Consider the following 23,772-nt stretch of genomic DNA (forward strand, 5'->3'; position numbering starts at 1 on the left):
GCTGCGCGGACGGCACCGACGCTTGAAGCCTTGCGCGCGCTGATGGAGGCGTTCGACGGCTGCGCGCTGAAACACACCGCGACCAGGCTGGTGTTCGCCGACGGCAATCCGCAGGCGCGCGTGATGTTCGTCGGCGAGGCGCCGGGGCGCGAAGAGGACATCGAGGGCCTGCCCTTCGTCGGCCGCTCCGGCAAGCTGCTCGACCGCATGATCGCGGCGATCGGGCTCGACCGCAGCAAGGCCTATATCGCCAACGTGATCCCGTGGCGCCCGCCGGGCAACCGCACGCCGACGCCGCAGGAGACGCAGGTGTGCCTGCCCTTCATCCAGCGCCATATCGAGCTGGTGAATCCCGACGTGCTGGTCACGCTCGGCAATCCCTCGACCCAGGCGCTGCTCGGCACGCGCGAGGGCATCATGCGCACGCGCGGCAAATGGATCGACTACGACACCGGCACGCGCACGATCCGTGCGGTCGCCACCTTCCACCCGGCCTATCTGTTGCGTTCGCCGTCCTACAAGCGGCTGTCGTGGCAGGATCTGCGCGCGATCGCGAAGGTGCTGCAGCCCGCGACGGCTTCGTAGCCCGGATGGAGCGCAGCGCAATCCGGGACTGACCTCGCAGCTTGAGGAAGCAGCCCCGGATTTCGCTTCATCCGGGCTACGGCTTCGCATCAAACTACGACCCCTTCGGCCGCACGATCGCCCAGCCGATCCGCAGCACCGGCTGCCGTCCATTGACCAGCCGGTCGAACGAGCGCGGAACTTCCGGCACCAGGCCGGGAAAACGTTGCGCGAGTTCGGGCGGCGGCGTGCCGGCGGTGTCCTGCGCGCGCCAGACCACGACGCCGCCGGTCTCGTTGAACTTCGCGACCGACAGCCAGGGCGTCCGTTGCGGCGCGGCGTCGAGCAAGAGATGCGGACGGCGCCCGTTCATCGCGATCAGGCTGGCGAGCTCGGGATCGCCGGCCACCGCACGCAGGCGCTGGTTGGTGCGGCGCTCATAGCTGTCGTCGAAGAAGCGCCCCATTGCGGCTGCCGGCAGCGAGGTCGGCATCTCGGTGGTGCTGGTCCAGGGCAGGAACAGCGCCGCGGCCAGCGCGAGCGCGGCGGGCGCCGCAACCGCGAAGGCCCAGACCGAGCGCAACAGCCGCTGCCGCCGGAGCGGGATCAGATCGCCGGTCGCGACGACGACGGCAAGCCCCGACATCAACAGCGCCACGCCGGCGCCGCCGAAGGTGCGGTCGAGATCGAACAGGCCGGAGACGAAACTGCTCACGATCGCAGGCGCAAACGCGAAGAAATAAACGAATTGGCGCGCCAGCGGGCTGACCGGCGGACGGTAGATGATCGGCGCGTCCTCGTTATCGCGGGCGAACCAGCGCGAATTGAGGATCGCCAGCAGCGCGATCGCGGCCGTCGCCACGATCAGCCCGCCGAGCACGACGCCCCAGCGCAGCGCGCGCGCCTTGAGATCGGCGAGCGCAGGCAAGGCCGGCAGCGCCAGCACGTCGGCGCGGATGAGCCAGATCAGATAGGGCAGCGCCAGCACGATGATGACCAGCAGCGCATAGAGCGGATCGACCGCGCGCAGCGTACGCCGCCCGCGCTCGGTTGCGACCGCAAAGCCGACCACGAGCAGGATCATGCCGATCGCCGCCGGCGTCGTCAGCAGCAGCAAGCCGCAATCGATCGACCAGGCGAACCAGGCGCTGCGCCGGTTCTGCCCGATCAATTGCCAGGAATGCAGCAGCAGCAGCGCCCACAGCGGACGCGCCAGAATCAGCGGGCCGAACTCGACGCTCGGCGAGGAGAACACCACGACCGTCATCGACAGCAAGACCGCCAGCACGCCCTGCGGGCCACCGACGATGGCGCGCGCCAGCTGGTAGAACGCGATGAAGGTGACGATCTCGCAGACCTGCGCCAGGAGATAGACGCCGAACACGTGATTGCCGGCGGCACGGAACGCAATGTCGGAAAGCCAGAACGCCAGCGGCGGCCCCATGTCGGTGCCGACCTGATACTCGCGGCCGAAGGCAAGGATGGTGGCGAGGTTGCCGGGCGGGCTGCCGTAGAAAATCAGCGGCAGCAACAGCCAGATCGCGGCCTGCACCAGCACCACGACCCAGACCACGAGGCGCGGCCGGGCGCGGATCAGTTCGACAACCAGGGAGGTAAACCGCATGAAACGCCTGAAATGCCCCAGCTACCGCATCTAGCGGCGCAATCTGATCCCGAAGGTTTTGATAACGGGAGGCGGCTGTGGAGGCAACCGGCGTCAGGTAGGCCGGTGCAGTAACTTCGAACTCCGCTGTCATCACCCGCGAAAGCGGGGTGATCCAGTACGCCGCGGCTTCTCGATCAAAAACGACTGTCTCTGGAATACTGGATCGCCCGGTCGAGCCGGGCGATGACGAGCGAGATTGTGGCTCGGGTCCAGCGATCCTACGCCGCTTCGGATGCCGCGGCCTCGCTTGTCGCATCCACCGTGAACAGGTCGGGCTCGGCCGCGACCGGGAAATGCTTCAGCCGCGCGGCCACAACGGGTGCGAAGAAGCTGCGGTGATGGCTGCTCGGCCCGAGCCGGTCCAGCGCCTCGAGGTGCTCGGGGACGCCGTAACCCTTGTGCTGCTCGAAACCGTAGCCCGGGCAATCCAGCGCCAGCGCGCACATCAGGCGGTCGCGCGTCACCTTGGCGATGATCGAGGCCGCGGCGATCGAGGCGACGATGCCGTCGCCGCCGATCACGGCATCGCAGTCGCAGGGCGTCGCGAGCTTGTCGCGGCCGTCGACGAAGACGTGCTTCGGCATCTCCGGCAGCGCATGCACCGCGCGCGCCAGCGCCCACAGCGAGGCACGCAGGATATTGTCGCGATCGATTCGCGCCGGCGAGGCCACCGCGACCGAGAACGCTGCGGTGGCGCAAATCTCCTCGAACAATTCCTCGCGGCGCTCGGCGGTCAGCCGCTTCGAGTCGTCGAGACCTCTGGGAACACGATTCGGATCCAGCACCACGGCGGCGGCAACCACCGGGCCTGCCAGCGGGCCGCGCCCGGCCTCGTCGCAGCCGGCGACCGGCCAGACGCCGCGCTTGATCAGCGCACGCTCGCGCCGAAAGCTCGGCCGGGTCACGGTGATGACGCGCTTGGCCGGCTTGGCCGGCGCCTTTTTCGACGAGGTCTTTGACGTAGCTTTGGACTTGTCCCGAATCATGCGGGGATGGTGATCAAGCCGGCTCCACGGCGCAACCGGGAACCCGGCGCCCTTCCCCGTTATTCAATCCGCTGTCGACAGATATCCCATGCCCCAAACGAACTCCACGTCACCTCGCCCCGCGCGCGGGAAGAGGTCGGAACGCATCGTCAGATGCGTTCCGGGTGAGGGGGATTCTCCGCGAGCACGTCTGTAGCCAGCATGTGCGGAGACAGCCCTCACCCCAGCCCTCTCCCCGTAAGAACGGGGCGAGGGAGCGCACTCGCGTGCCGGCTCGCCCTAATCCGGAATCGAGACCCGCCCGTTCTCGAGCACCTCGAAGCCCGGCGCGCGCACCACTTCCCAGGCGTGGCCATCAGGGTCGCCGAAATAACCGCAGTAACCGCCATAGCTGGTCGGCTGGGCCGGCTTCAGCAAGGTCGCGCCCTTCGACAGCGCGAACGCCATCACGCGATCGACCTCCGCATCGTCGTTGCAGTTCCAGGCGATCGCGACGCCGCGGAATGCTGAAGGCCGCGGCTGATCGGGCAGCCCGGCGTCGGCGGCGAGCAGATGCCACGGGAACAGCCCGAGCACGGTGCCGCCGGTCTCGAAGAAGGCAACCTCCTCGCCTGTCACGCGCATCTTTCTGGTGAATCCGAGGGACTCGTAGAAGGCGATGCTGGCGCGCATGTCGCCGACGCCGAGCGTGAGGACGGTGAAGCGTGCGGTCGGGGCGTTACTCATATTTTACCTTTCCCGTCATTGCGAGCGAAGCGAAGCAATCCATCGTACCGCATATGCCGAAGCATGGATTGCTTCGTCGCTCCGCTCCTCGCAATGACGTCCTTAGCCTCAGAACAGACTGAGCTGCTGCCCGCTGCGCTTCGGCTTGGCAAAGTGATCGGTGGTCAGCTTGGTGCGCCGCTTGTTGAGGCCGAGCTTTTCGCAGGCGATCTCGAAGCGGCGGCCGATCATCCAGGCCATCGGGCCGGTGCCCTTCATCCGCGTGCCCCATTGCGAGTCGTAATCGCGGCCGCCGCGCATGTCGCGGATCAGCGTGAAGACGTGGCGGTAGCGGTCGGGATAGTTGGCCATCAGCCATTCGCGAAAGAGATCGCGGACCTCAAGCGGCAGCCGCAGCAGCACGTAGCTCGCCTCCCTGGCGCCGGCATGCACGGCTGCATCGAGGATGCGCTCGATCTCGGAATCGTTCAGCGCCGGGATCACGGGCGCGACCATCACCGTGGCCGGGATGCCGGCGTCCGCGAGCCGCTTGATCGCCTCGAGCCGTTTCGGCGGGGTCGAGGCGCGCGGCTCCATGCTGCGGGCGAGCTTCGGGTCGAGCGTCGTCACCGACAGCGCGACCTTGGCGAGGTTGCGCTTGGCCATCCGCGCCAGGATATCGATGTCGCGGGTCACCAGCGCCGACTTGGTGACGATGCCGACCGGATGGCCGGCGCGCTCCAGCACCTCGAGAATGCCGCGCATGATTTTCCGTTCGCGCTCGATCGGCTGATACGGATCGGTGTTGGTGCCGATCGCGATCATCCGCGCTTCATAGTCGGGCGCAGCCAGCTCCTTCTCGAGCAGCGCGGGCGCGTCCGGCTTGGCGAACAGCTTCGATTCGAAGTCCAACCCCGGCGACAGGCCGAGATAGGCGTGGGTCGGCCGGGCGAAGCAATAGACGCAGCCATGCTCGCAGCCGCGATAGGGATTGATCGAACGATCGAAGCCGATGTCCGGCGAATCGTTTCGGCTGATGACCTTGCGCGAGGTGTCGAGCGCCACGCTGGTGCTGAACGGTGGCAGGTCTTCAAGGCTCTGCCAGCCATCGTCGAAGGCAACCCGCGCCTCGGCCTCGTAACGGCCGCTGGCATTGGACTGCGCGCCGCGGCCACGCCGTCGCTCGCGCTCGATCGCGACCGCAAGTTCGGGAAAAGGGGTGGGTGCACCCGCCGGGTTATCGGAGGGCGCCGTTACCGGCGGGTGCTTGAGGGCATGAGAGGATGCTCGGCTCATGTTCCGAAGCTAACACAGCGTGAGAACAAATCAAGAACATGGGCGGAGAAATTCCACAGAACCTTGCTACAAAATTCTGCAGGCGAACAGGCTGCTTTGAATATGACAAGGTGATAACACGGCCGGAGTTTCCTGAACCGTTTGAGCCACCGAAGCCTCAAATCATGCTGAGCGTGATCATTCCAACCGACGGGGTCGAGCGCACCGCGGTCGCAACATTGGCGGCGCTGGTCCCGGGCGCGGCCGCCGGCGTGATCCGCGAGGTGCTGCTGGTCGACCGCACCAATACCGACATCATGGAGCGCGTGGCCGACGTTGCCGGCTGCGGGTTCCTGCGGTTCGAGGGCACGCGCGCCGCGGCGCTCGCGGCGGGCGCACGGCAGGCGCGGTCGCCCTGGCTGATGTTCCTGCATCCGGGCGCGGTGCTCGATGCCGGCTGGATCGAGGAGACCACCCAGTTCATCCAGATGGTGGCGGCAAGCGGCAAGGACCGCGCCGGCATCTTCCGCTATGCCCGCGCGCCCTATTCCGATCCCGGCCTGCGCGACGGCCTCAAATTCGTCGCCCGCATGATCACCGGCCCCTCGGCCGAACAGGGCCTCCTGATCGCGCGCGACCACTACGAGAGGATCGGCGGCTACCGGCCGGACGCGCGCCGTTCCGAAGCACGCCTGCTGCGCCGGCTCGGCCGGTCCTCCCGCACCATGCTGCGCAGCCGGATCATGGTGGCGTGAAGCCACTTGCATATTATTTGATTCCGTCAAATAATATGCTTGATGGAATCAAACTCCTATGACGCGGCCCTCGAGGGCCAGGTTGCCGCGGTCCGCGGCTTCAGCCGGTTCTACACCCGCAAGCTTGGCATCATCGAGCCGAAGCTGCTGCACTCGACGTTCACGCTGCAGGAAGCGCGGGTCATCTACGAGCTCGCGCATAGCGAAAATTGCACCGCGACCGATCTGGTGCGCGATCTCGACCTCGATGCCGGCTTCGTCAGCCGCACGCTGGCGGCGCTGCAGCGCCGCCAGATCGTGAGCCGCAAGCCGTCGAAGGCCGACAAGCGCGTCAATGAGGTGGCCCTCACCGCCAAGGGCCGCACTGCGGCCGCGGATCTCGACAGCCGCTCGCGCAGCGAGGTCGGCGCCCTGCTGAAGCAGATGGACAGCGACCGTCGCGCCGCCGTGGTGCGCGCGATGGGCACGATCGAGCAGTCGCTGGAGCCGCCGACGGAAAAGCCGGTCGGCTTCCTGTTGCGCAGCCATCGCGTCGGCGACATGGGCTGGGTGATCTCGCAACAAGGGCGCGTCTACGCGGAGGAGTATGGCTGGGACATCAGCTACGAGGCGTTGGTGGCCGAGATCTGCGCGCAGTTTCTGCGATCGTTCGATCCGGCCTGCGAACATTGCTGGATCGCGGAGGTTGACGGCGAGCCGGTCGGATCGGTCTTCCTCGTCAACGGCGGCGATGGGGTCGCCAAGCTGCGACTGCTGGCGGTGGGGGAGAAGGCGCGCGGGCTCGGTGTCGGCCGCGCCCTAGTCGAGCAGTGCATCCGCTCCGCGCGCGAGATGGGCTACACGAAGATGACGCTGTGGACCCAGAGCATCCTGGTCGCTGCGCGCGGCATCTACGCCCGCGCCGGCTTTCAGCGGGTGAAGGAAGAGAAGCACCACAGCTTTGGCGTCGACCTGGTCGGCGAGACCTGGGAGCTGGAGCTTTAACGCGTCACCCCGTCCATCTTCGTCATTCCGGGGCGCGCGCAGCGCGAGCCCGGAATCCATTTCGCCGCACATTCTGTGGCCCGATGGATTCCGGGCTCATCGCTGCGCGATGCCCTCAGATGCGCGATTGCGCATCGGGGAATGACGGTGGAGCGACGTAGCAGCTACGCGCTCGCCCCTTTCGCCTTCGGACGGCGCAGGTGCTCGTCGAGCCGCGGCATGATCTCGACGAAATTGCAGGGCCGCGTGCGGTAGTCGAGCTGCGCGGCGAGGATGCCGTCCCAGCCGTCGCGGCAGGCGCCGGGCGAACCGGGCAGGCAGAAGATGAAGGTCGCGCCGGCAACGCCGGCGGTAGCGCGGCTCTGGATCGTCGATGCCCCGATCTTGGCGTGGCTCAGCATGTGGAAGGCGATCGAGAAGCCGTCCATGCGCTTCTCGAACAGCGGCTCGACCGCCTCCGGCGTCACGTCGCGGCCGGTGAAGCCGGTGCCGCCGGTGGTAATCACGGCGTCGACGCCCGGATCCGCGATCCAGCGCCGAATCACGCCACGGATCGCCTCGACATCATCGGTAACGATCTCGCGCGCCGCCAGCTTGTGGCCGGCCGCGGTGAGACGATCGGCGAGCGTAGTGCCCGATTTGTCGTCCGCCAGCGAGCGGGTGTCGGAAATCGTCAGCACCGCGATGTTGAGCGGGACGAAGGTTTTGGATTCGTCGATTGAGGACATTTCGCACCTCGTTCCAAACCCACAGCCGTCATCCTGAGGTGCGAGCCCTTGCGAGCCTCGAAGGATGGGCCACGGGCGCTTTATCCTTCGAGGCTCGCCGAAGAGACGAGCACCTCCCGAGTGAGCGCGTTCGCACTCATCCGGGGATGACGCGACGTAGAGCTAGGTACCGCCACCGAACGTGTTGCAGGCCTGCACGGTGCCCTGCTGGTAGCCGGTCATGAACCATTGCTTGCGCTGCGCGGCGGAGCCGTGGGTAAATGAGTCCGGCACCACTCTGCCCGTCGCCTGCCGCTGCAGCGTGTCGTCGCCGATCGCATTGGCGGTGGTCAGCGCGGCGTCGATGTCACCGGCCTCGAGGAAGCCCGGCCGCTTCTTCTCCTCGCGGTTGACCCAGACGCCGGAGAGGCAATCGGCCTGCAGCTCGACCTTGACCTGCAGCGCGTTGGCGTCCTTCTTGTCGGCCTGCTGCTGCAGCCGATTCACGCGCGGGATGATGCCGAGCAGGTTCTGGATGTGATGGCCGGCCTCATGCGCAATGATATAGGCCGCGGTGAACTTGCAGGCATTGCCCGAGCAACCGCGGAAGCGCGTCTCGACCTCGCGGAAGAATCCGGTGTCGAGGAAGATGGTCTTGTCCGGCGGGCAGTAGAACGGGCCCATCGCCGACTGCGCCATGCCGCAGCGTCCGCCGTTGGTGGCGTTACGGAACAGCACGATTTTCGGACCGGTGTAGCTCTGGCCACTCGCCTGGAAGATCTCGCTCCAGCGATCGTCGATCTCGCCGAGGATGCCTGAGATCATGCTGCCCATCTCGTCGGTCGGCGCGCCGCGCTTGGCCTGCCCGCCCGACGACTGCCGATCGGTCTGGTAGCTCGGCGCCTGGCCGCCGCCGGTGAGAATCTCGGCGCCGCCGATCAGGATGCGCGGGTCGATGCCGAAGGCGTAGCCAAGCAGGCCGAGCACGATGACCGTGCCGATGCCGAGCCCGCCACCGCCGCCCATCGGAATCCCGAAGCCGCCACCACCGCCGCCGCCTCCGCTGTCGTCGCGACGGTCTTCGATGTCGTCGCTGCGACGGAAATCATCATAGCGCATGGCGGCTTCCCTTCATTCCAGTCGGCGACCCAATGTGGGACACACCAACTTAAAATTTCCATTCTGTTAATCAATATCCTGCCCGGCAAAAATTGCCTAGTCCGGAAGACGCGCATCCCTTGCAGTGCCAACGGCTGCGCACGGCGGCCAATTTACCGGTCGAATCGTGCCGGTTTGATGATTCGCAATTTTTTTCGCCGAACGCGCTGATGTTGCAGCACAACGCGAACCACAATGCGTCATGCCGCGCAAAAGATGCTGCAATCCTTTGCATGAAGATTTCCAATTAAGTCGATTTTTACTTTGCCGGGTCAATGTGACCCCAGTCGGTTGTTTAGTCCCGCGTCGCCGACAGCGTCGCCTGAGTCAGAGTTCTTGAGTCATGGTAGTGTCGCGTCGCGGGGCGTCTGCAAGGGCGCCCCGCACTAAATTTGAGAGTGCCCCGTCGAGCCACATCGTCATTGGCGATTGCGTGGCCGAGTTGTCGAAGCTTCAGGCCGGCTCGGTCGACCTGGTCTTCGCGGACCCTCCCTACAATCTGCAGCTCAAGGGCGATCTCAAGCGCCCCGACGAATCGCATGTCGATGCCGTCAACGACGACTGGGACAAGTTCTCGTCGTTCGCTGCCTATGACGATTTCACCCGCGCCTGGCTGCTCGCCTGCCGCCGCGTGATGAAGCCGTCGGCAACGCTGTGGGTGATCGGCTCCTATCACAATATCTTCCGCGTCGGCGCGATCATGCAGGACCTCGGCTTCTGGCTCCTGAACGACATCGTGTGGCGCAAGTCGAATCCGATGCCGAACTTCCGCGGCCGCCGCTTCACCAACGCGCACGAGACCATGATCTGGGCCGCGCGCGACGAGAAGGCCAAGGGCTACACTTTCAATTACGAAGCCCTCAAGGCATCCAATGAGGACGTGCAGGCGCGCTCCGACTGGCTGATCCCGCTGTGCACCGGCGAGGAGCGCCTCAAGGGCGACGACGGCAAGAAGGTCCACCCGACGCAGAAGCCCGAGCAGCTGCTGGCCCGCGTGCTGCTGTCGTCGTCGAAGCCCGGCGATCTCGTGATCGATCCGTTCAACGGCACCGGAACGACAGGCGCGGTCGCAAAAAGACTCGGCCGCAGCTATATCGGCTTCGAGCGCGACCGGACCTATGCCGCCGCCGCCGAAGCCCGCATCGCCGCGATCGAGCCGCTGCCGGCCGAGACCCTGGCCCCGTTCATGACCGCGCGCGAGGCGCCGCGGGTCGCGTTCTCCGAACTGATCGAGCGCGGCATGATCATGCCCGGCGCCAGACTGGTCGATGCCAAGAAGCGCCACGGCGCGCTGGTTCGCGCCGATGGCGCCATCATGCTCGGCGACAAGGTCGGCTCGATCCACCGCATCGGCGCGGTCGCCCAGGGTTCCGGCGCCTGCAACGGCTGGACCTTCTGGCACGTCGAGACCAAGACCGGCCTGCGGCTGATCGACGAGCTGCGCGCCGAGATCCGCTCCGAGATGGCGGTGGGCTGAGCGCCCGCGCGATCCGAAGTCGTTTCCTCTCGTCATTCCCCGATGCGCAATCGCGCATCGACGAGGGGATGACGCCGTCTTGGACGCGGGCCGCCTTGTTGCGCGGCGGCGGCGGGCTTACATTCGGCTCCATCACTCGCCGTTTCGATTGGTCGCCCGATGCGAAGACAATCCGAGACATTGCTGCTGGTGCCGCTGCTGCCGATCTTCCTGCTCGGCATGTTTCCGATGCTGCTGATCGGCCTGCTCGGATTCTTCGGCCTGATCATTTTCGGCATACTGCTCGTCTGCGTCGGACTGACGCTCGCCCTCGAGGCGCATGGCGAGTTCAATGAAGAGGTCATCGTCCACGGCTTTGCCCGCGGCTCGGAGCGCGCGACGCAGGTCTCACACCTGCATGCGGCGACCCGCTCCGCCGCCGTGCTGGACGTCGCGGGAATTGCGCTGGTCGTCGCGGGTATCCTGGGCTTCTTGCTGGTCGGCTGACCAGCGCGCCGCGCGACCCTGATTCACAAACTCGCCGCTTGCGCAGCGCAGCAAAATTTGCGCATGAGGGGTTCGTCCGCGGCCTTCCCCGCCGCGTCCCGATCTCGCCGGTCACAAGAACCAAGGGAGTCCCTTCATGATCAAATTCTATTTCAATGGCGCGCCGAACCCGAACAAGGTCGCACTGTTCCTGGAAGAATCCGGCCTGCCGTTCGAGGCGATCCCGGTCGACACGCGTAAGGGCGAGCAGTTCGCGCCGGAATTCCTGAAGGTGAATCCGAACGGCAAGGTGCCGGCGATCGACGATGACGGTGTGCTGGTGTTCGACAGCAATGCCATCCTGCTTTACCTCGCCGAGGAGAACGGCAAGTTCCTGCCCGCCAACACCCCGGCCAACCGCGCCGCAACGTTGTCCTGGCTGATGTTCATCGCAACCGGCCTCGGCCCGTATTCCGGCCAGGCCGTGCACTTCAAGCATTTCGCGCCGAAGGACCTCGACTACGCCAACAACCGCTACCAGTACGAAGCGCATCGCCACTACAAGATCCTCGACGATCACCTGGCGAAGCAGCGCTACATGGTCGGCGACAGCTACACGATCGTCGACATGGCGTTCTGGGGCTGGGCGCGGATGGCGCCGTTCATCCTCGGCGAGGAAGGTTACGCCAAATATCCGAACGTGAAGCGGCTGGTCGACGAGATCTCGGCGCGGCCGGCGGCGGCGCGGGCGATCGCGCTGAAGGACAAGCACACCTTCAAGACCGAGATGGATGACGCGGCGCGCGACATCATGTTCGGCCATCTCAAAGCCAAGGTGGCCTGACGCACGTCGTCATTCCGGGGCACGCGCAACGCGCGTGAACCCGGAATCTTTATCCATCATCTCGAGATTCCCCGATCCGCGATTGCGCATCTGAGGTTCGCGCTGGCGCGCGCCCCGGAATGACAAGAATTCTTGTTAGGGCGGCCAGTACGGCCTGCGCCCGTCGTCATTGCGACGATGGCAGATATCTGCGCGGCAGACGCCGATATCCTGCAGCTCGCGTTCGCTCATGGCGGCGAGCTGCCGCCACGAGCGCCGGTCCTCGCGCCATCGCCCGAACCAGACCGGCGCGGCCGCGGCGGCGGCAATCAGTGCTTCAACCCGCCGCACGTACCTCGCCGGCCGGAAACGGACCGAGGGCCTTCTCGGTCAGAGCCGAGTCGCAATATTCCCTCACCTCCTTGATCCTGCCGCCGTCGAAGCGGAACACCAGGCAATAGTCGTTGTCATAGCGCTGACCTTGCTTGGTGAGGTTGTTGCCCTTGGCCTCGACCACGACGATGTCGCCGTCGGCGATGATGCGATGGGCGACGGTGCGGCCGCGCTCGACCAGCCTTGAGCGGACATGGCCGTGCAAATCGTTCATGATCGATTGCTTGCCGGTGAAGGTGCGCGACCAGGAATACTGCCCGGTCACGGTCCAGGTCGCGTCGTCGGCAAGCGTTGCCATGAACAGCGATTTCTCGCGCACCGCGGGATCGGGACTATCCGCGATCACGAACATCTCCTGCACCAGTTTCTTGTTGTCGGCTGCGCTCATGGCGCGTCTCCTTGATGGGTTGACTTTGACGTGCAGCGTTCCGAACGCGAAGCAGTGTCCACTTCGCGTTAGATCGCCCTGCCTTCCAATCCTGTGGTGCCGGCGCCCATTCTTCCAATCGATAGGTGATATGATATATATTCACCTGATGAATTTGAATTCGCTTGACCTCAACCTGCTGGTGGCGCTCGACGCACTGCTGCGCGACGGCAGCGTCAGCCGCGCCGCGCTGCGGCTCAATCTGTCGCAGCCGGCGACCAGCCACGCGCTGCAGCGGCTGCGCGACCTGATCGGCGATCCCTTGCTGGTGCGCAACGGCGCGCGAATGGAGCTGACGCCGCGGGCGCAGGCGCTGCGCTCGCCGCTGGCGCAGGCACTCGACCAAGTACGCACGCTGTTCGTGTCCGACGATTTCGACGCCGCGCGCAGCGAGCGCCATTTCCGCCTGATGATGCCAGACCTGGCGGTCGAACTGTTGATGCCGCCGCTGATGGAGAAGGTGACGCGGCTCGCGCCCCACGTCACCATCGACGTGGTGCCGTGGCGGAGCTCCACGATCTTCACGCCGGACTTCGCCCGCACCATCGATCTCGTGATCTCGATCGGCAATTCCTTCAAGGGCTTTCACCGCCAGCGGCTCTACACCGACATCGATGCGCTCGCGGTACGGCGTGGCCACCCTGTGGGAGCGAAGCTCAGGAAGCGCGAGGCGTTCCTCGCCGCGCGGCATGTCGCCGTGATCATCCGCGGCCATAACGAGGATCTGATCGACACCTGGCTGCGCGCCAAGGGCATCGAGCGGCGGATCGCGCTGGTCGTGCCGGGCTATATCGAGGCGCTGCACGTCACCGCGCGCACCGACCTCGTCGCCTTCGTGCCGCGCCGGCTGATCTCGGCGCTGGCGAAACAATTGTCGCTGGTGATCGTGACCCCGCCGCTCGATCCCGGGATCGACGAGCAGCATATGTTCTATCCGACGCGGGCGCAGATGGACCCCGGCTCGATCTGGCTGCGCAAGCTGATGCTGGAGACCGGACGCGAGTTGGAGACGGGGAAGGTGTAGCGCACGCTCCATCCACACGTCGTCCCGGCGCAGGCCGGGACCCATAACCACCGTTGTGAATTGGAGATGAAAGGCCGTGGCCCCAGCGTCGCACCACAATTGAGATTTGTGGTTATGGGTCCCGGCCTTCGCCGGGACGACACCGATCTTTTTGCGACACCGAATTTTTGGCGCCTACGCCTTCTGCTCCGCCAGCACCTTCTGCACCGCCGGGCGGCTCTCCATCGCGGCGCGATGCGCCTTCACCTTGGGCAGGGTCGCGATGTCGACCCCGTCGCCGTCGAGCCAGAGGGTCAGTGTGTAGAGATAGGCGTCGCCCACCGTGTAGCTGTCGCCCATCACCCATGGTCCCCTGAGCATGTCGCGCTCGATCAGATCGAAGCAGGCGCCCATGGTCTTCGGGACCATCGACTTCATGTCGGCGAACGACGTCTCCTGCGTCGCCCAGCGCGCGCCGCGCATCCTGTGGGCGTGGCAGACATGGACCGTCGAGCAGAGATAGGCGTTGAACGCCTGCAATTTGGCAAACTCGAAGGCGTCGTCGAGCGGCGCGAGCTTCGCCTGCGGAAAAGTCTGCGCGATGTAGGCCAGCATCGCCGGGGTCTCGGTCAGCACGCCGCGGTCGGTCACCAGCGTGGGCACCCGGCCTTTCGGGTTGATCTTGAGATATTCCGGGCTGTTCTGCTGGTTGGCCTTGAAGTCGAGCCGCTCGACCGAATAAGGCGCGCCGGCCTCGGCCAGTGCAATGTGGGACGCGAGCGCACAGGTGCCGGGGGCGGTGTAGAGCTTGAGCATGTCGTTGTCCTCTGCGGGCCTTGTCGGTTCGTTGCGAACCCGGCCTGGCTTGTTATGAGATGCGGCGGACGTTAGCGGCAGCCCCCCTTGCCGTCCACCCCGCGCCATGCCGCGGACCTTGCCCGCGGCAGGGCCGCCATGCGATGACCTTGGCCAATCGGGAGGCTTCTCATGACGGTGCTCATTGCAGGTGGCGGAATTGGCGGGCTGACGCTGGCGCTCAGCCTGCACCAGATCGGCGTGCCCTGCCGCGTGTTCGAGAGCGTGCCTGAGCTCAGGCCGCTCGGCGTCGGCATCAACGTGCTGCCGCATGCGGTGCGCGAATTGATCGAGCTCGGCCTGCACGATGTGCTCGATGCATTGGCGGTGCGCACAAGCGAGCTCGCTTATTTCTCCAAGCACGGCAAGCCGATCTGGAGCGAGCCGCGCGGGCTCGAGGCCGGCTATAAATGGCCGCAATTCTCGATCCATCGCGGCCGGCTGCAGCAGCTGCTGCTCGATGCCGCGACCGAACGGCTGGGCGCCGCGAACATCCTGACCAGCCATCACCTCACCGGCTGGACCGAAACGCAGGATGGCGTGCGCGCCGAGTTCATCGACCGCGCCACCGGCAAGCCCGCCGGCAGCTATGACGGCGCGGTGCTGATCGCCGCCGACGGCATCCATTCGGCGGTACGCGAGAAGCTTTATCCGCAGGAAGGGCTGCCGATCTGGAACGGCCGCATCCTGTGGCGCGGCATCACGCGGGCGAACTCCTTCCTCACCGGCCGCACCATGATCATGGCCGGCCATGAGATCCTGAAATTCGTCTGCTACCCGATCTCGAAAGAGGCCGGCCCCGACGGCAAGTTCGACATCAACTGGGTCGCCGAGCGGCACATGCCGCCGACCTATCAGTGGCGCCGCGAGGACTATAACCGCACCGCAAAACTCGATGAGTTCCTGCCGTGGTTCGAGAGCTGGAATTTCGACTGGCTCGACGTGCCCGGGCTGATTCGGAACTGCCCGCATGCCTATGAATATCCGCTGGTCGATCGCGACCCGATCCCGCAATGGACCTTCGGCCGCGTCACGCTGATGGGCGACGCCGCACATCCGATGTACCCGATCGGCTCCAACGGCGCTTCGCAGGCGATTCTGGATGCGCGCACGCTGACGCGCGAGATTTTGGCACACGGCCCGACGCAGGCGGCGCTCGTGGCCTATGAAGCCGAGCGCCGGCCGGCGACGACTGATCTTGTCATGCTGAACCGCCGCAACGGCCCCGAGCAGGTGATGCAGCTGGTCGAGGAGCGCGCACCCAACGGCTTCGGCGTCGTCACCGAGGTGTTGTCGCAGCAGGAGCTGGAAGGCATCGCCGCGAACTACAAGCGCGTCGCCGGTTTCCAGGTCGAGGGGTTGAACGCCAAGCCGCCGATCGTGCAGCGGGCGGGCACATAAGCGCTGCGCAGCTTCAAGCCGCTTTCTATTCCGTCACCCTGAGGAGCCGCGCAGCGGCGTCTCGAAGGGTGCACGGCCCGGCCCGTGGCCGTCGACCCTTCGAGGCTCGCCCAGCGGCGCAATTGCGCCGCAAGGCTCGCACCTCAGGGTGACGGGACTGGCTGTCGCGCGAGCAATCCCTACCGCAGCGCCCGCGCGGATTCCACCAGCCGGATGGTGCTCGTCGCCGTCGCGAGCAGCGTGCCTTCAGCCGAGGTCAGCCGGCCCTCGACGAAGGCGATGGTCTTGCCGAGTTGCGTCACGGTCGCCTCGCCGGTGATCGGTCCGGGCTTGGCAGGCGCCAGAAAATTCACGGTCATCGTGATGGTCGTGGTGAAGAGCCTGCCGTCGGTCATCACGAACACCGCCGGCCCCATCGTGTCGTCGAGCATCGAAGACAGCATGCCGCCCTGGACGAAGCCGGCCGGATTGCAGAAGTCCTGCTTGCCGTCGAAGACGATCTTGATCCAGCCCTCCTGCGGGCGTGCATCGACAAGGTGCCAGCCGAGCAGGTTTGCGCAGGGCGGTCTCGGGATGTTGTCGAGCGCGGTTGCAATCATGGCGGCCTCCGTTGTGCCGGAGGTGATAGCCGGGCGCTGCTGCCAGCATGGTGTCAGCAGGTCATCCTTCAGAGGTCGAGCCCGTGCGTGATGACCTTGCGCATCACGTTCGGAAACGCCTCGCCGTCCAGCGTCGCCACCGGCACCCAGCGCATGCCGTCCGGCGCGCGGGTTCGCGACGGAACGCTGGCGGTGTAGACGACGAGCTCGAGCGGAAAGTGCGTGAACACGTGGGTGACGACGCCAGTCTTGCGGTGCCAGCGCGTGACGCCCTTGAGTTCCGGCGCCTGCGCCAGCGCAGCGGCATCCTCTTGCCCGGCGAGCCATTGCGATCCCGGCACCTCGGTCATGCCGCCGAGCAGACCCTTTTCCGGGCGCGAGCGCACCAATAGCTCGCCGCCGCGCGTCACCACGAAGGCGGCACCACGGCGCAACGCGCCGCTCTTCTTCGGCGCCTTGCGCGGGAACGTCTCCTGGTCGCCGCGGATGCGGCCTGCGCAATCGTCATTCAGCGGACACAATGCGCAGGCCGGCTTCTTCGGCGTGCAGATGGTGGCGCCGAGGTCCATCAGGGCTTGTGCACTGTCGCCGGCCCGAGATGGGCCGAGCAACGTCGCGGCCATCTCCTTGATCAGCGGCTTGGCCTGCGGCAGCGCCTCCTCGATGGCATAGAGCCGAGTGACCACGCGCTCGATATTGCCGTCGACCGGCATGGTGCGGCGGTCGAAGGCGATGGCGGCGATCGCAGCCGCCGTGTACGGCCCGATGCCGGGCAGCCCGCGCAGGCCGTCCTCGGTGTCCGGAAACACGCCGCCATGGTCGCCCATCACCGCAACCGCACAGGCGTGCAAATTGCGCGCCCGCGAATAATAGCCGAGCCCGGCCCACATCCGGAGCACGTCGTCGAGAGAGGCGCGGCCGAGCGCGGTCACGTCGGGCCAGCGCGACATGAATTTCTCGAAATAAGGCCCGACCGCCCGCACCGTGGTCTGCTGCAGCATGATCTCCGACAGCCACACCCGATACGGATCAGCCCGCTCGCCCGCCGCCGCGCGCCATGGCAGCGTCCGGCGATGCCGGTCATACCAGGCGAGCAGACGCGCCGGACGGGCGGTCTGGTGGTCGGTCGGTTTGGTTTTGGCGGCCGCGCGAGAGCTCATGGGCCTACCTTAAGGTCACTGATCCAATCCCTCCACGTCATGCCCGGGCTTGACCCGGGCATCCACGTCTTTCTTTGTACTGTTCGTCCAGGCGTGATGACCGGGACAAGCCCGGGCATGACGGCCGGAGCGTTCCCTACCGCAGGATGCTATAACCCCTCCCATGTCCAGACCCGGCCCCATCAGCGCAAAGCCCCTGTCGATCCTGCTCAGCGACGTCTTCACCGACGCCTACGCCAAGCAGGGCTTTGCCGCGCGTGAGCTGGTGACGCGCTGGACCGAGATCGCCGGCGACCGGATCGCGGCCTATTGCGAGCCCATGAAGATGCAGTGGCCGCGCCCGGTGGAGGGGCAGCCGCAGGAGCCCGCGACGTTGGTGCTGCGGGTCGAAGGGCCGATGGCGCTGGAGATCCAGCACTCCTCGGATGTCATCCTGGAACGGGTGAACCGCTTCTTCGGCTGGCACGCGGTCGGCCGCCTGACGATCCGCCAGGCGCCGCTGACGCGCCGCAGTCGCCCGGCGCGGCCGCGCCCGCCCGATGCCAAAACCGTGGCCCGGGAGGCGGCAAACCTCGGCGCCGTCGAGGACGACGATCTGCGCGCGGCGCTGGCCCGTCTGGGTGCCTCGATCAAGCGAAATTGACGCTTTTCGCAGGCTCGGCCGCGAGACCCCGGCATTGCCACAATGGTCGTTTCAAGCTAGCGAAGGCTTCTTTTTCGGGACCCCCTTCATTCTGGCGTGAATGCGCCAATCCGGGAGCTGACCTTGATCATCACGCGCCGCGCTTTCACCACCGCTCTCTCGCTGACCGGGCTTGCCGCCCTCGCCGGCCTGTCGCCGCTGCGCCTGATCACGGATGCGTTCGCACAGACCGCCGCCGAGGTTGCCAAGCCGCAGTCGCTGCCCGACATGGGACTCGGCCCGCAGGACGCCAAGGTGACGGTCATCGAATACGCCTCGATGACCTGCCCGCACTGCGCCAATTTCAACGAGACCGTGTTCCCGAAGATCAAGTCGACCTACGTCGACTCTGGCAAGGTCCGTTACGTGTTCCGCGAATTCCCCCTCGACATCAAGGCCGCCGCCGGCTCGATGCTGGCGCGCTGCATCGCCAAGGACGATGCGCCGAAGTTCTTCGCCGTGATCGACCTGCTGTTCCGCCAGCAGAACGACTGGGTGGTCAAGAACACCACCGAGACGCTGACCCGGATCGGCAAGCAGGCCGGCCTCAGCCAGCAGCAGGTCGAGGACTGCCTGAAGGATCAGAAGCTGCTCGACAAGATCGCCGCCGACCAGAAATACGCCAACGAGGTGTTGAAGGTGAACTCGACGCCGACCTTCTTCGTCAATGGCGAGATGCTGAAGGGCGAGACCTCGTTCGAGGAGTTCAGCAAGCGCATCGATCCGCTGCTGAAGAGCTGATCGCACGCCTGTAATCTGACGTCGTCGTGCCTCGTTTTGAGTCGAGGCACGATAATTGTGGATGATTTGCGATCGCGGTGTGCGGCCGTCGCATTATTTGGTTGTTGAAAACTTGATTCGCGCGATGCGAATCTCCGAGGGCATGCAGAGGCCACAAAACCTCTGCAAATCCCTTGTAAATCCCTTGGGAAAAGCTTGTTCAAGCGGTTGCCCTGACGCGCTCGCATCGCCATTGTCGCCGCTGATGAGAGCTGCACGCAGCTATTCAACCCAGACACCGACATTGCCATCCATGGTATTGTCACGGCAGGGAGATTCGCGCCCGGCCAAACGAGATTTGTGTACATGAAGCTCACGCGCCTCCGCCTGCACGGTTTCAAGTCGTTCGTTGAACCCACCGATTTCATGATCGAGCCGGGCCTGACCGGCGTCGTCGGACCGAACGGCTGCGGCAAATCCAATCTCGTCGAAGCGCTGCGCTGGGCGATGGGCGAGACCTCGCACAAGTCGCTGCGCGCAGCCGACATGGATGCGGTGATCTTCGCCGGTTCCGGCAACCGTCCGGCGCGCAACCACGCCGAAGTCGTGATGACGATCGACAATTCCGATCGCTCGGCGCCGGCGGCGATGAACGACAGCCAGCTGCTCGAAATCTCCCGCCGCATCGAGCGCGAGGCCGGCTCGGTCTATCGCATCAACGGCCGCGACGTGCGCGCCCGCGACGTGCAGATCCTGTTCGCCGACGCCGCCACCGGCGCACGCTCGCCGGCGCTGGTCCACCAGGGCAAGATCGGCGAGATCATCCAGGCCAAGCCGGAGCAGCGCCGCCGCGTGCTGGAAGACGCCGCCGGCGTCGCCGGCCTGCATGCCCGCCGCCACGAGGCGGAACTGCGGCTGAAGGCGGCCGAAACCAACCTCACCCGCGTCGAGGACGTGATCGGCCAGCTCACCGGCCAGATGGAAGGCCTGAAGAAGCAGGCCCGCCAGGCGATCCGCTATCGCGAGGTCGCGGCCAAGGTGCGCAAGTCCGAGGCGATGCTGTTCCATCTGCGCTGGATCGAGGCCAATGCCGACGTCAACGACGCCGGGCGCACACACGATCTCGCCGTACGCGAGATGGCAGAGCGGACCCAGCATCAGGCGGAAGCCGCACGCATCCAGGCGATCCGCGCCACCGAACTGCCGGCGCTGCGCGACGCCGAAGCGCGCGCCGCCGCCGGCCTGCAGCGCCTGACCAACGCGCGCGAGATGCTCGACCGCGAAGAGCAGCGCGCCAAGGAACGCGTCGGCGAGCTTGATCGCCGCCTCACCCAGTTCGCCCAGGACATCGCGCGCGAGCAGCAGCAGACGTCGGACGCCGACGTCGCGTTGCAGCGGCTCGACACCGAAGACGCCGAGCTCAAGGAAGAGATCAAGTCGCGCGTCGAGAAGCGCTCCGGCGTCGACGAGCGCGTCTCCGAGGCCGAAGAGATCCTGGCCGCGACCGAGCGCCAGTTCTCCGAGCTGACCACGCAGCTCGCCGACCTCACCGCCAAGCGCAACCAGCTCGAAGCCGGCGTGCGCACGCATCGCGACCGGCTGGCGCGGCTCGATCAGGAGATCGCCAACGTCCAGGCCGAGGAAACCAAGCTCGCGCAGGAGACCGACAATCTCGGCGACATCGACGCGCTCGCCGCCGCCATGGAGATGGCGCAGCAGACGCTCGCCGAATCCGAGGCCGCGGTGCAGGAGAACGAGGCCCATCACGCCGCCGCGCGGCAGACGCTGGAATCCTCCCGCAATCCGCTCGCCGAAGCCGAGAAGCGCGTGCAGCGGCTCGAGACCGAAGCCCGCACCATCTCCAAGCTCGTCACCAGCGAGACCAAGAATCTGTGGCCGCCGATCATCGACGGCATCACGGTCGCCAAGGGCTATGAAAAGGCGATCGGCGCCGTGCTCGGCGACGACCTCGATGCTCCCGTAGATTCCTCCGCGCCGATGCGCTGGACCAATGTCGGTGAAGCCGCGGCCGATCCTTCGCTGCCGGATGACGTCGAACGGCTGGCCGATCACGTCCAGGCGCCGCCGGAACTGGCGCGCCGTCTGGCCCAGATCGGCGTGGTGGCCAAGGAACGCGGCGCCGCGCTGGTGTCGCAGCTGAAGACCGGCCAGCGGCTGGTGTCGCTCGAAGGCGACGTCTGGCGCTGGGACGGCTTTGTCGCCGACGCCCATGCCCCGACTGGTGCCGCGCGCCGCCTCGCCGAGCGTGCCCGCCTGGTCGATATCGAGCATGAGCTGGAACAGGCCCGCATCGATGCCGCCGCCAAGCGCCAGGCACTGGAGACAGCCGAAGAGGAACTGCGCTCGGCGTCCGCCGCCGAGGGTGCGTCACGCGAAGCCGTACGCGCCGCCCGCCGCGAGACCGACGCCGCGCGTGAGCGCCATGCCGCGACCGAGCGCGAGATCAACCGCCACTCCGCGCGCAAATCGGCGCTGACCGAGGCGCATAGCCGCGTCGCGGCGGACCGCGCCGAGGCCGAAGCCGCCCATGAGAGCGCGGTTGCCGCGCTGTCCGAATTGCCGCCGGGCGTCGAGACCGAAGCCCAGCTCGCCGCGGTTCGCGCCGAGATCGACAACCAGCGCCGTGCCGCGGCACAGGTCCGCGCCGAAGCGCAGGCGCTCGCCCGCGAGGCCGAGCTCGCCGACCGCCGCGTGCAGGCGATCGTTGCCGAACGCAACGAGTGGCAGAGCCGCAAGACCAGCGCCGCTTCGCAGGTCGGAACCATCGAAGAGCGCATCGCCGAGGTGTCGGCCGAGCGCGAGGAACTGGCCAACGCGCCGGAAGTGTTCGCCGAGAAGCGCAGCGCGCTGATCACGGAGATCGAGCACGCCGAGGGCGATCGCCGCATTGCCGCCGACGCGCTGGCGACCGCGGAAGCCGCGATGGCGGAGACCGACCGCGTCGCCAAGGCCACGCTCGAAGCACTGTCGTCGTCCCGCGAAGCCACCGCGCGCGCCGAAGAGCGCATGGAAGGCACCCGCCGCCGTCTCGCCGACATCGAGCGCGAGATCCACGACATGCTCGAGGTCGAGCCGAGCGCGGTGGTCGGCATGGCCGAGATCGAGCCGGGCGCGGAGCTGCCGCCGGTCGGCCAGGTCGAGGAAGAGCTCGAGAAGCTGCGCCGCGACCGCGAACGGCTGGGCGCCGTCAATCTGCGCGCCGAGGAAGAACTCAAGGAAGTCGAGACCCAGCACACCGCGCTGACCACCGAGCGCGACGACCTCGTCGAAGCGATCAAGCGGCTCCGCCAGGGCATCCAGAGCCTCAACCGCGAAGCGCGCGAGCGGCTGTTGACCTCGTTCGAAACCGTCAACAACCACTTCAAGCGGCTGTTCACCGAGCTGTTCGGCGGCGGCGAAGCCGCGCTGCACCTGATCGAGAGCGACGATCCGCTGGAAGCCGGCCTCGAGATCATCGCCAAGCCGCCGGGCAAGAAGCCGCAGACGCTGTCGCTGCTCTCGGGCGGTGAGCAGGCGCTGACTGCGCTCTCCCTGATCTTCGCGGTGTTCCTCACCAACCCGTCGCCGATCTGCGTGCTGGACGAAGTCGACGCGCCGCTCGACGACCACAACGTCGAACGGTTCTGCACCCTGCTGAACGAAATGACCGGCTCGACCGACACGCGATTCATCATCATCACGCACAATCCGATCACGATGGCGCGGATGAACCGGCTGTTCGGCGTCACCATGGCCGAGCGCGGCGTGTCGCAGCTGGTGTCGGTCGACCTGCAGGGCGCGGTCGATATCCTCGACCAGAACGTGGCTTAAGGTATCATGTCGTCATTCCGGGGCGGTGCGCAGCACCGAACCCGGAATCTCGAGATTTTCGGATTCGGCGCTTTGCGCCGCTCCGGAATGACGTGAAGATGACGGCAAGCCATGACTTCACCCGATCTCCCCGCCGAACTGCGCGCTGCGCTCAACGCAAAACTCGAAGGCCTGTCGCGCAGCGACGCCGCCGGCCGCGCGACCGTGATCTCGGAAACCTATCGTGCGGGCGGCGGCTCCGGGATGATCAGGACCGAGACCGATGCGCTGGCCTATGCGCTGGCGCGGATGCCGGCGACCTATGCCGCGGTGGTCGCAAGCCTGAATGCGCTGACCGAGATCCGGCCGGATTTTTCACCAACGAGCCTGCTCGATGTCGGCGCCGGACCAGGCACGGCGAGTTGGGCCGCAGCGGAAGTGTTCTCGTCGTTGCACGATTTCATCCTGCTCGATGCCAACGCGGCCCTGCGCACGCTGGCGCTGGACCTCACGCGCAAGAGTGGCCGCCTGCGCGGCATCACCTATGAGCTTGGACAGGCCCGCACCTTCGTCGCGCATGCCGAGGCGGCCGACCTCGTGATCGCGAGCTACATGATCAACGAGCTCAACGAGACGGAGCGCACCGCGCTCATCGACACGATGTGGGCCAGGACAAAGGACACGCTGCTGGTCGTCGAGCCCGGCACACCCGCGGGCTATGCGCGGATCATCGCGCAGCGCGCACGATTGATCGCCGCCGGCGCGCATGTGATTGCCCCCTGCCCGCATGACGGCGCCTGCCCGCTGGTTGCGCCCGACTGGTGCCACTTCTCGCAGCGCCTGCAACGCTCGCGCGCGCACAAGCAGGTCAAGGGTGCCGATGCCCCGTTCGAGGACGAGCGCTTCGCCTATGTCGCGCTGAGCCGCACCGAAGTCGCGGCGCGTCCGTCCCGCGTTCTGGCGCAGCCGGATGTCGGCAAGGTCGAGGTTGCCGCCAAGCTGTGCACGCCCGAGGGCGTCGTCGTCACCAGGGTCCCCCGCCGCGCCAAGGCCGATTACGCCCGCGCCAGGCGCTGGCGCTGGGGCGATGCGGTCGAGATATCCGTTGCGGGTCGTCCCGGCCTAGTGCGCGATTGCGCACGGGGCCGGGACCCATA

23 protein-coding genes are annotated in these 23,772 nt (G+C 66.4%); 12 read left to right on the plus strand and 11 right to left on the minus strand.

Annotated features, from left to right (window positions below; all coding sequences use genetic code 11):
• A partial coding sequence (locus FNJ47_RS28575) for a uracil-DNA glycosylase (RefSeq protein WP_163159188.1) occupies positions 1-585 on the plus strand: 585 nt, incomplete at its 5' end.
• Between the two features lie 94 nt (positions 586-679).
• Here the strand turns inward: FNJ47_RS28575 and FNJ47_RS28580 are convergent.
• The 4 genes from FNJ47_RS28580 to FNJ47_RS28595 form a co-directional block, all read right to left on the minus strand.
• The gene (locus FNJ47_RS28580; RefSeq protein WP_163159190.1) at positions 680-2,188 is read right to left on the minus strand and encodes a glycosyltransferase family 39 protein; all 1,509 of its coding nucleotides are present in this window, start codon (positions 2,186-2,188) and stop codon (positions 680-682) included.
• Positions 2,189-2,448: 260 nt separating this feature from the next.
• Positions 2,449-3,216, minus strand: coding sequence for a ribonuclease HII (gene rnhB, locus FNJ47_RS28585; RefSeq protein ID WP_163159192.1), 768 nt, complete (start codon positions 3,214-3,216; stop codon positions 2,449-2,451).
• A 279-nt stretch (positions 3,217-3,495) separates the two neighbouring features.
• Positions 3,496-3,942 (minus strand): VOC family protein, encoded by a 447-nt coding sequence (locus FNJ47_RS28590; RefSeq protein ID WP_163159194.1) that lies wholly within the window; start codon positions 3,940-3,942, stop codon positions 3,496-3,498.
• Positions 3,943-4,050: 108 nt separating this feature from the next.
• Positions 4,051-5,217 carry a PA0069 family radical SAM protein gene (locus tag FNJ47_RS28595; protein WP_163159196.1) on the minus strand — a complete coding sequence of 389 codons (1,167 nt, stop codon included), beginning with the start codon at positions 5,215-5,217 and terminating at the stop codon, positions 4,051-4,053.
• A 164-nt stretch (positions 5,218-5,381) separates the two neighbouring features.
• Here FNJ47_RS28595 and FNJ47_RS28600 point away from each other — a divergent pair, with 164 nt between their 5' ends.
• Complete coding sequence (locus FNJ47_RS28600) at positions 5,382-5,951, plus strand: glycosyltransferase family protein (protein ID WP_163159198.1); 570 nt, start codon at positions 5,382-5,384, stop codon at positions 5,949-5,951.
• Between the two features lie 42 nt (positions 5,952-5,993).
• Entirely contained in the window at positions 5,994-6,935 is a 942-nt protein-coding gene (locus FNJ47_RS28605) for a bifunctional helix-turn-helix transcriptional regulator/GNAT family N-acetyltransferase (protein WP_163159200.1), read from the plus strand.
• Positions 6,936-7,099: 164 nt separating this feature from the next.
• On the opposite strand, the gene moaB is transcribed toward FNJ47_RS28605, so the two are convergent.
• Positions 7,100-7,663 carry a molybdenum cofactor biosynthesis protein B gene (moaB, locus tag FNJ47_RS28610; RefSeq protein ID WP_163159202.1) on the minus strand — a complete coding sequence of 188 codons (564 nt, stop codon included), beginning with the start codon at positions 7,661-7,663 and terminating at the stop codon, positions 7,100-7,102.
• Positions 7,664-7,825: 162 nt separating this feature from the next.
• On the minus strand, positions 7,826-8,761 hold the full coding sequence (gene ypfJ / locus FNJ47_RS28615; RefSeq protein ID WP_163159204.1) for a KPN_02809 family neutral zinc metallopeptidase: 936 nt from the start codon (positions 8,759-8,761) through the stop codon (positions 7,826-7,828).
• Between the two features lie 382 nt (positions 8,762-9,143).
• Between ypfJ and FNJ47_RS28620 the strand changes: the two genes are divergently transcribed.
• The 3 genes from FNJ47_RS28620 to FNJ47_RS28630 all read left to right on the plus strand — a co-directional run bounded on the left by FNJ47_RS28620 (position 9,144) and on the right by FNJ47_RS28630 (position 11,586).
• Positions 9,144-10,277, plus strand: coding sequence for a site-specific DNA-methyltransferase (locus FNJ47_RS28620; protein WP_163159206.1), 1,134 nt, complete (start codon positions 9,144-9,146; stop codon positions 10,275-10,277).
• Between the two features lie 159 nt (positions 10,278-10,436).
• Positions 10,437-10,763: a hypothetical protein gene (locus FNJ47_RS28625; protein ID WP_163159208.1), complete on the plus strand. Its 327-nt coding sequence runs from the start codon at positions 10,437-10,439 to the stop codon at positions 10,761-10,763.
• Positions 10,764-10,899: 136 nt separating this feature from the next.
• Positions 10,900-11,586: a glutathione S-transferase family protein gene (locus FNJ47_RS28630; RefSeq protein WP_163159210.1), complete on the plus strand. Its 687-nt coding sequence runs from the start codon at positions 10,900-10,902 to the stop codon at positions 11,584-11,586.
• Between the two features lie 135 nt (positions 11,587-11,721).
• On the opposite strand, the gene FNJ47_RS28635 is transcribed toward FNJ47_RS28630, so the two are convergent.
• Together FNJ47_RS28635 and FNJ47_RS28640 are read right to left on the minus strand one after the other, a co-directional pair.
• Entirely contained in the window at positions 11,722-11,916 is a 195-nt protein-coding gene (locus FNJ47_RS28635) for a DUF1127 domain-containing protein (RefSeq protein WP_430649421.1), read from the minus strand.
• Positions 11,903-12,346: a nuclear transport factor 2 family protein gene (locus FNJ47_RS28640; protein ID WP_163159212.1), complete on the minus strand. Its 444-nt coding sequence runs from the start codon at positions 12,344-12,346 to the stop codon at positions 11,903-11,905. Before FNJ47_RS28640 ends, FNJ47_RS28635 begins: the two co-directional genes overlap by 14 nt.
• A gap of 148 nt (positions 12,347-12,494) precedes the next feature.
• Here FNJ47_RS28640 and FNJ47_RS28645 point away from each other — a divergent pair, with 148 nt between their 5' ends.
• Positions 12,495-13,409, plus strand: a complete 915-nt coding sequence (locus FNJ47_RS28645; RefSeq protein WP_163159233.1) for a LysR family transcriptional regulator — start codon at positions 12,495-12,497, stop codon at positions 13,407-13,409.
• Between the two features lie 174 nt (positions 13,410-13,583).
• Here FNJ47_RS28645 and FNJ47_RS28650 read toward each other — a convergent pair whose 3' ends face one another.
• The gene (locus FNJ47_RS28650; RefSeq protein ID WP_163159214.1) at positions 13,584-14,204 is read right to left on the minus strand and encodes a glutathione S-transferase family protein; all 621 of its coding nucleotides are present in this window, start codon (positions 14,202-14,204) and stop codon (positions 13,584-13,586) included.
• Positions 14,205-14,375: 171 nt separating this feature from the next.
• Between FNJ47_RS28650 and FNJ47_RS28655 the strand changes: the two genes are divergently transcribed.
• A complete protein-coding gene (locus FNJ47_RS28655) occupies positions 14,376-15,644 on the plus strand; it encodes a flavin-dependent oxidoreductase (RefSeq protein WP_163159217.1) in 1,269 nt (422 codons plus the stop codon).
• A gap of 179 nt (positions 15,645-15,823) precedes the next feature.
• Here the strand turns inward: FNJ47_RS28655 and FNJ47_RS28660 are convergent, their stop codons facing one another.
• Positions 15,824-16,243, minus strand: a complete 420-nt coding sequence (locus FNJ47_RS28660) for a PaaI family thioesterase (RefSeq protein WP_163159219.1) — start codon at positions 16,241-16,243, stop codon at positions 15,824-15,826.
• 68 nt (positions 16,244-16,311) lie between these two features.
• Positions 16,312-17,403 carry an A/G-specific adenine glycosylase gene (gene mutY, locus FNJ47_RS28665; protein WP_163159221.1) on the minus strand — a complete coding sequence of 364 codons (1,092 nt, stop codon included), beginning with the start codon at positions 17,401-17,403 and terminating at the stop codon, positions 16,312-16,314.
• 163 nt (positions 17,404-17,566) lie between these two features.
• Here mutY and FNJ47_RS28670 point away from each other — a divergent pair, with 163 nt between their 5' ends.
• The 4 genes from FNJ47_RS28670 to FNJ47_RS28685 all read left to right on the plus strand — a co-directional run.
• Entirely contained in the window at positions 17,567-18,046 is a 480-nt protein-coding gene (locus FNJ47_RS28670) for a DUF721 domain-containing protein (RefSeq protein WP_163159223.1), read from the plus strand.
• 123 nt (positions 18,047-18,169) lie between these two features.
• Positions 18,170-18,826, plus strand: coding sequence for a DsbA family protein (locus tag FNJ47_RS28675; protein WP_163159225.1), 657 nt, complete (start codon positions 18,170-18,172; stop codon positions 18,824-18,826).
• A gap of 345 nt (positions 18,827-19,171) precedes the next feature.
• Complete coding sequence (smc, locus tag FNJ47_RS28680; protein ID WP_163159227.1) at positions 19,172-22,636, plus strand: chromosome segregation protein SMC; 3,465 nt, start codon at positions 19,172-19,174, stop codon at positions 22,634-22,636.
• Between the two features lie 111 nt (positions 22,637-22,747).
• Positions 22,748-23,772, plus strand: a 1,025-nt coding sequence (locus FNJ47_RS28685) for a small ribosomal subunit Rsm22 family protein (RefSeq protein ID WP_163159229.1), incomplete at its 3' end; no start/stop codon positions are given.

It is taken from the genome of Bradyrhizobium uaiense, from assembly GCF_010811875.1.
GTDB classification, from domain to species: Bacteria; Pseudomonadota; Alphaproteobacteria; order Rhizobiales; family Xanthobacteraceae; genus Bradyrhizobium; species Bradyrhizobium uaiense.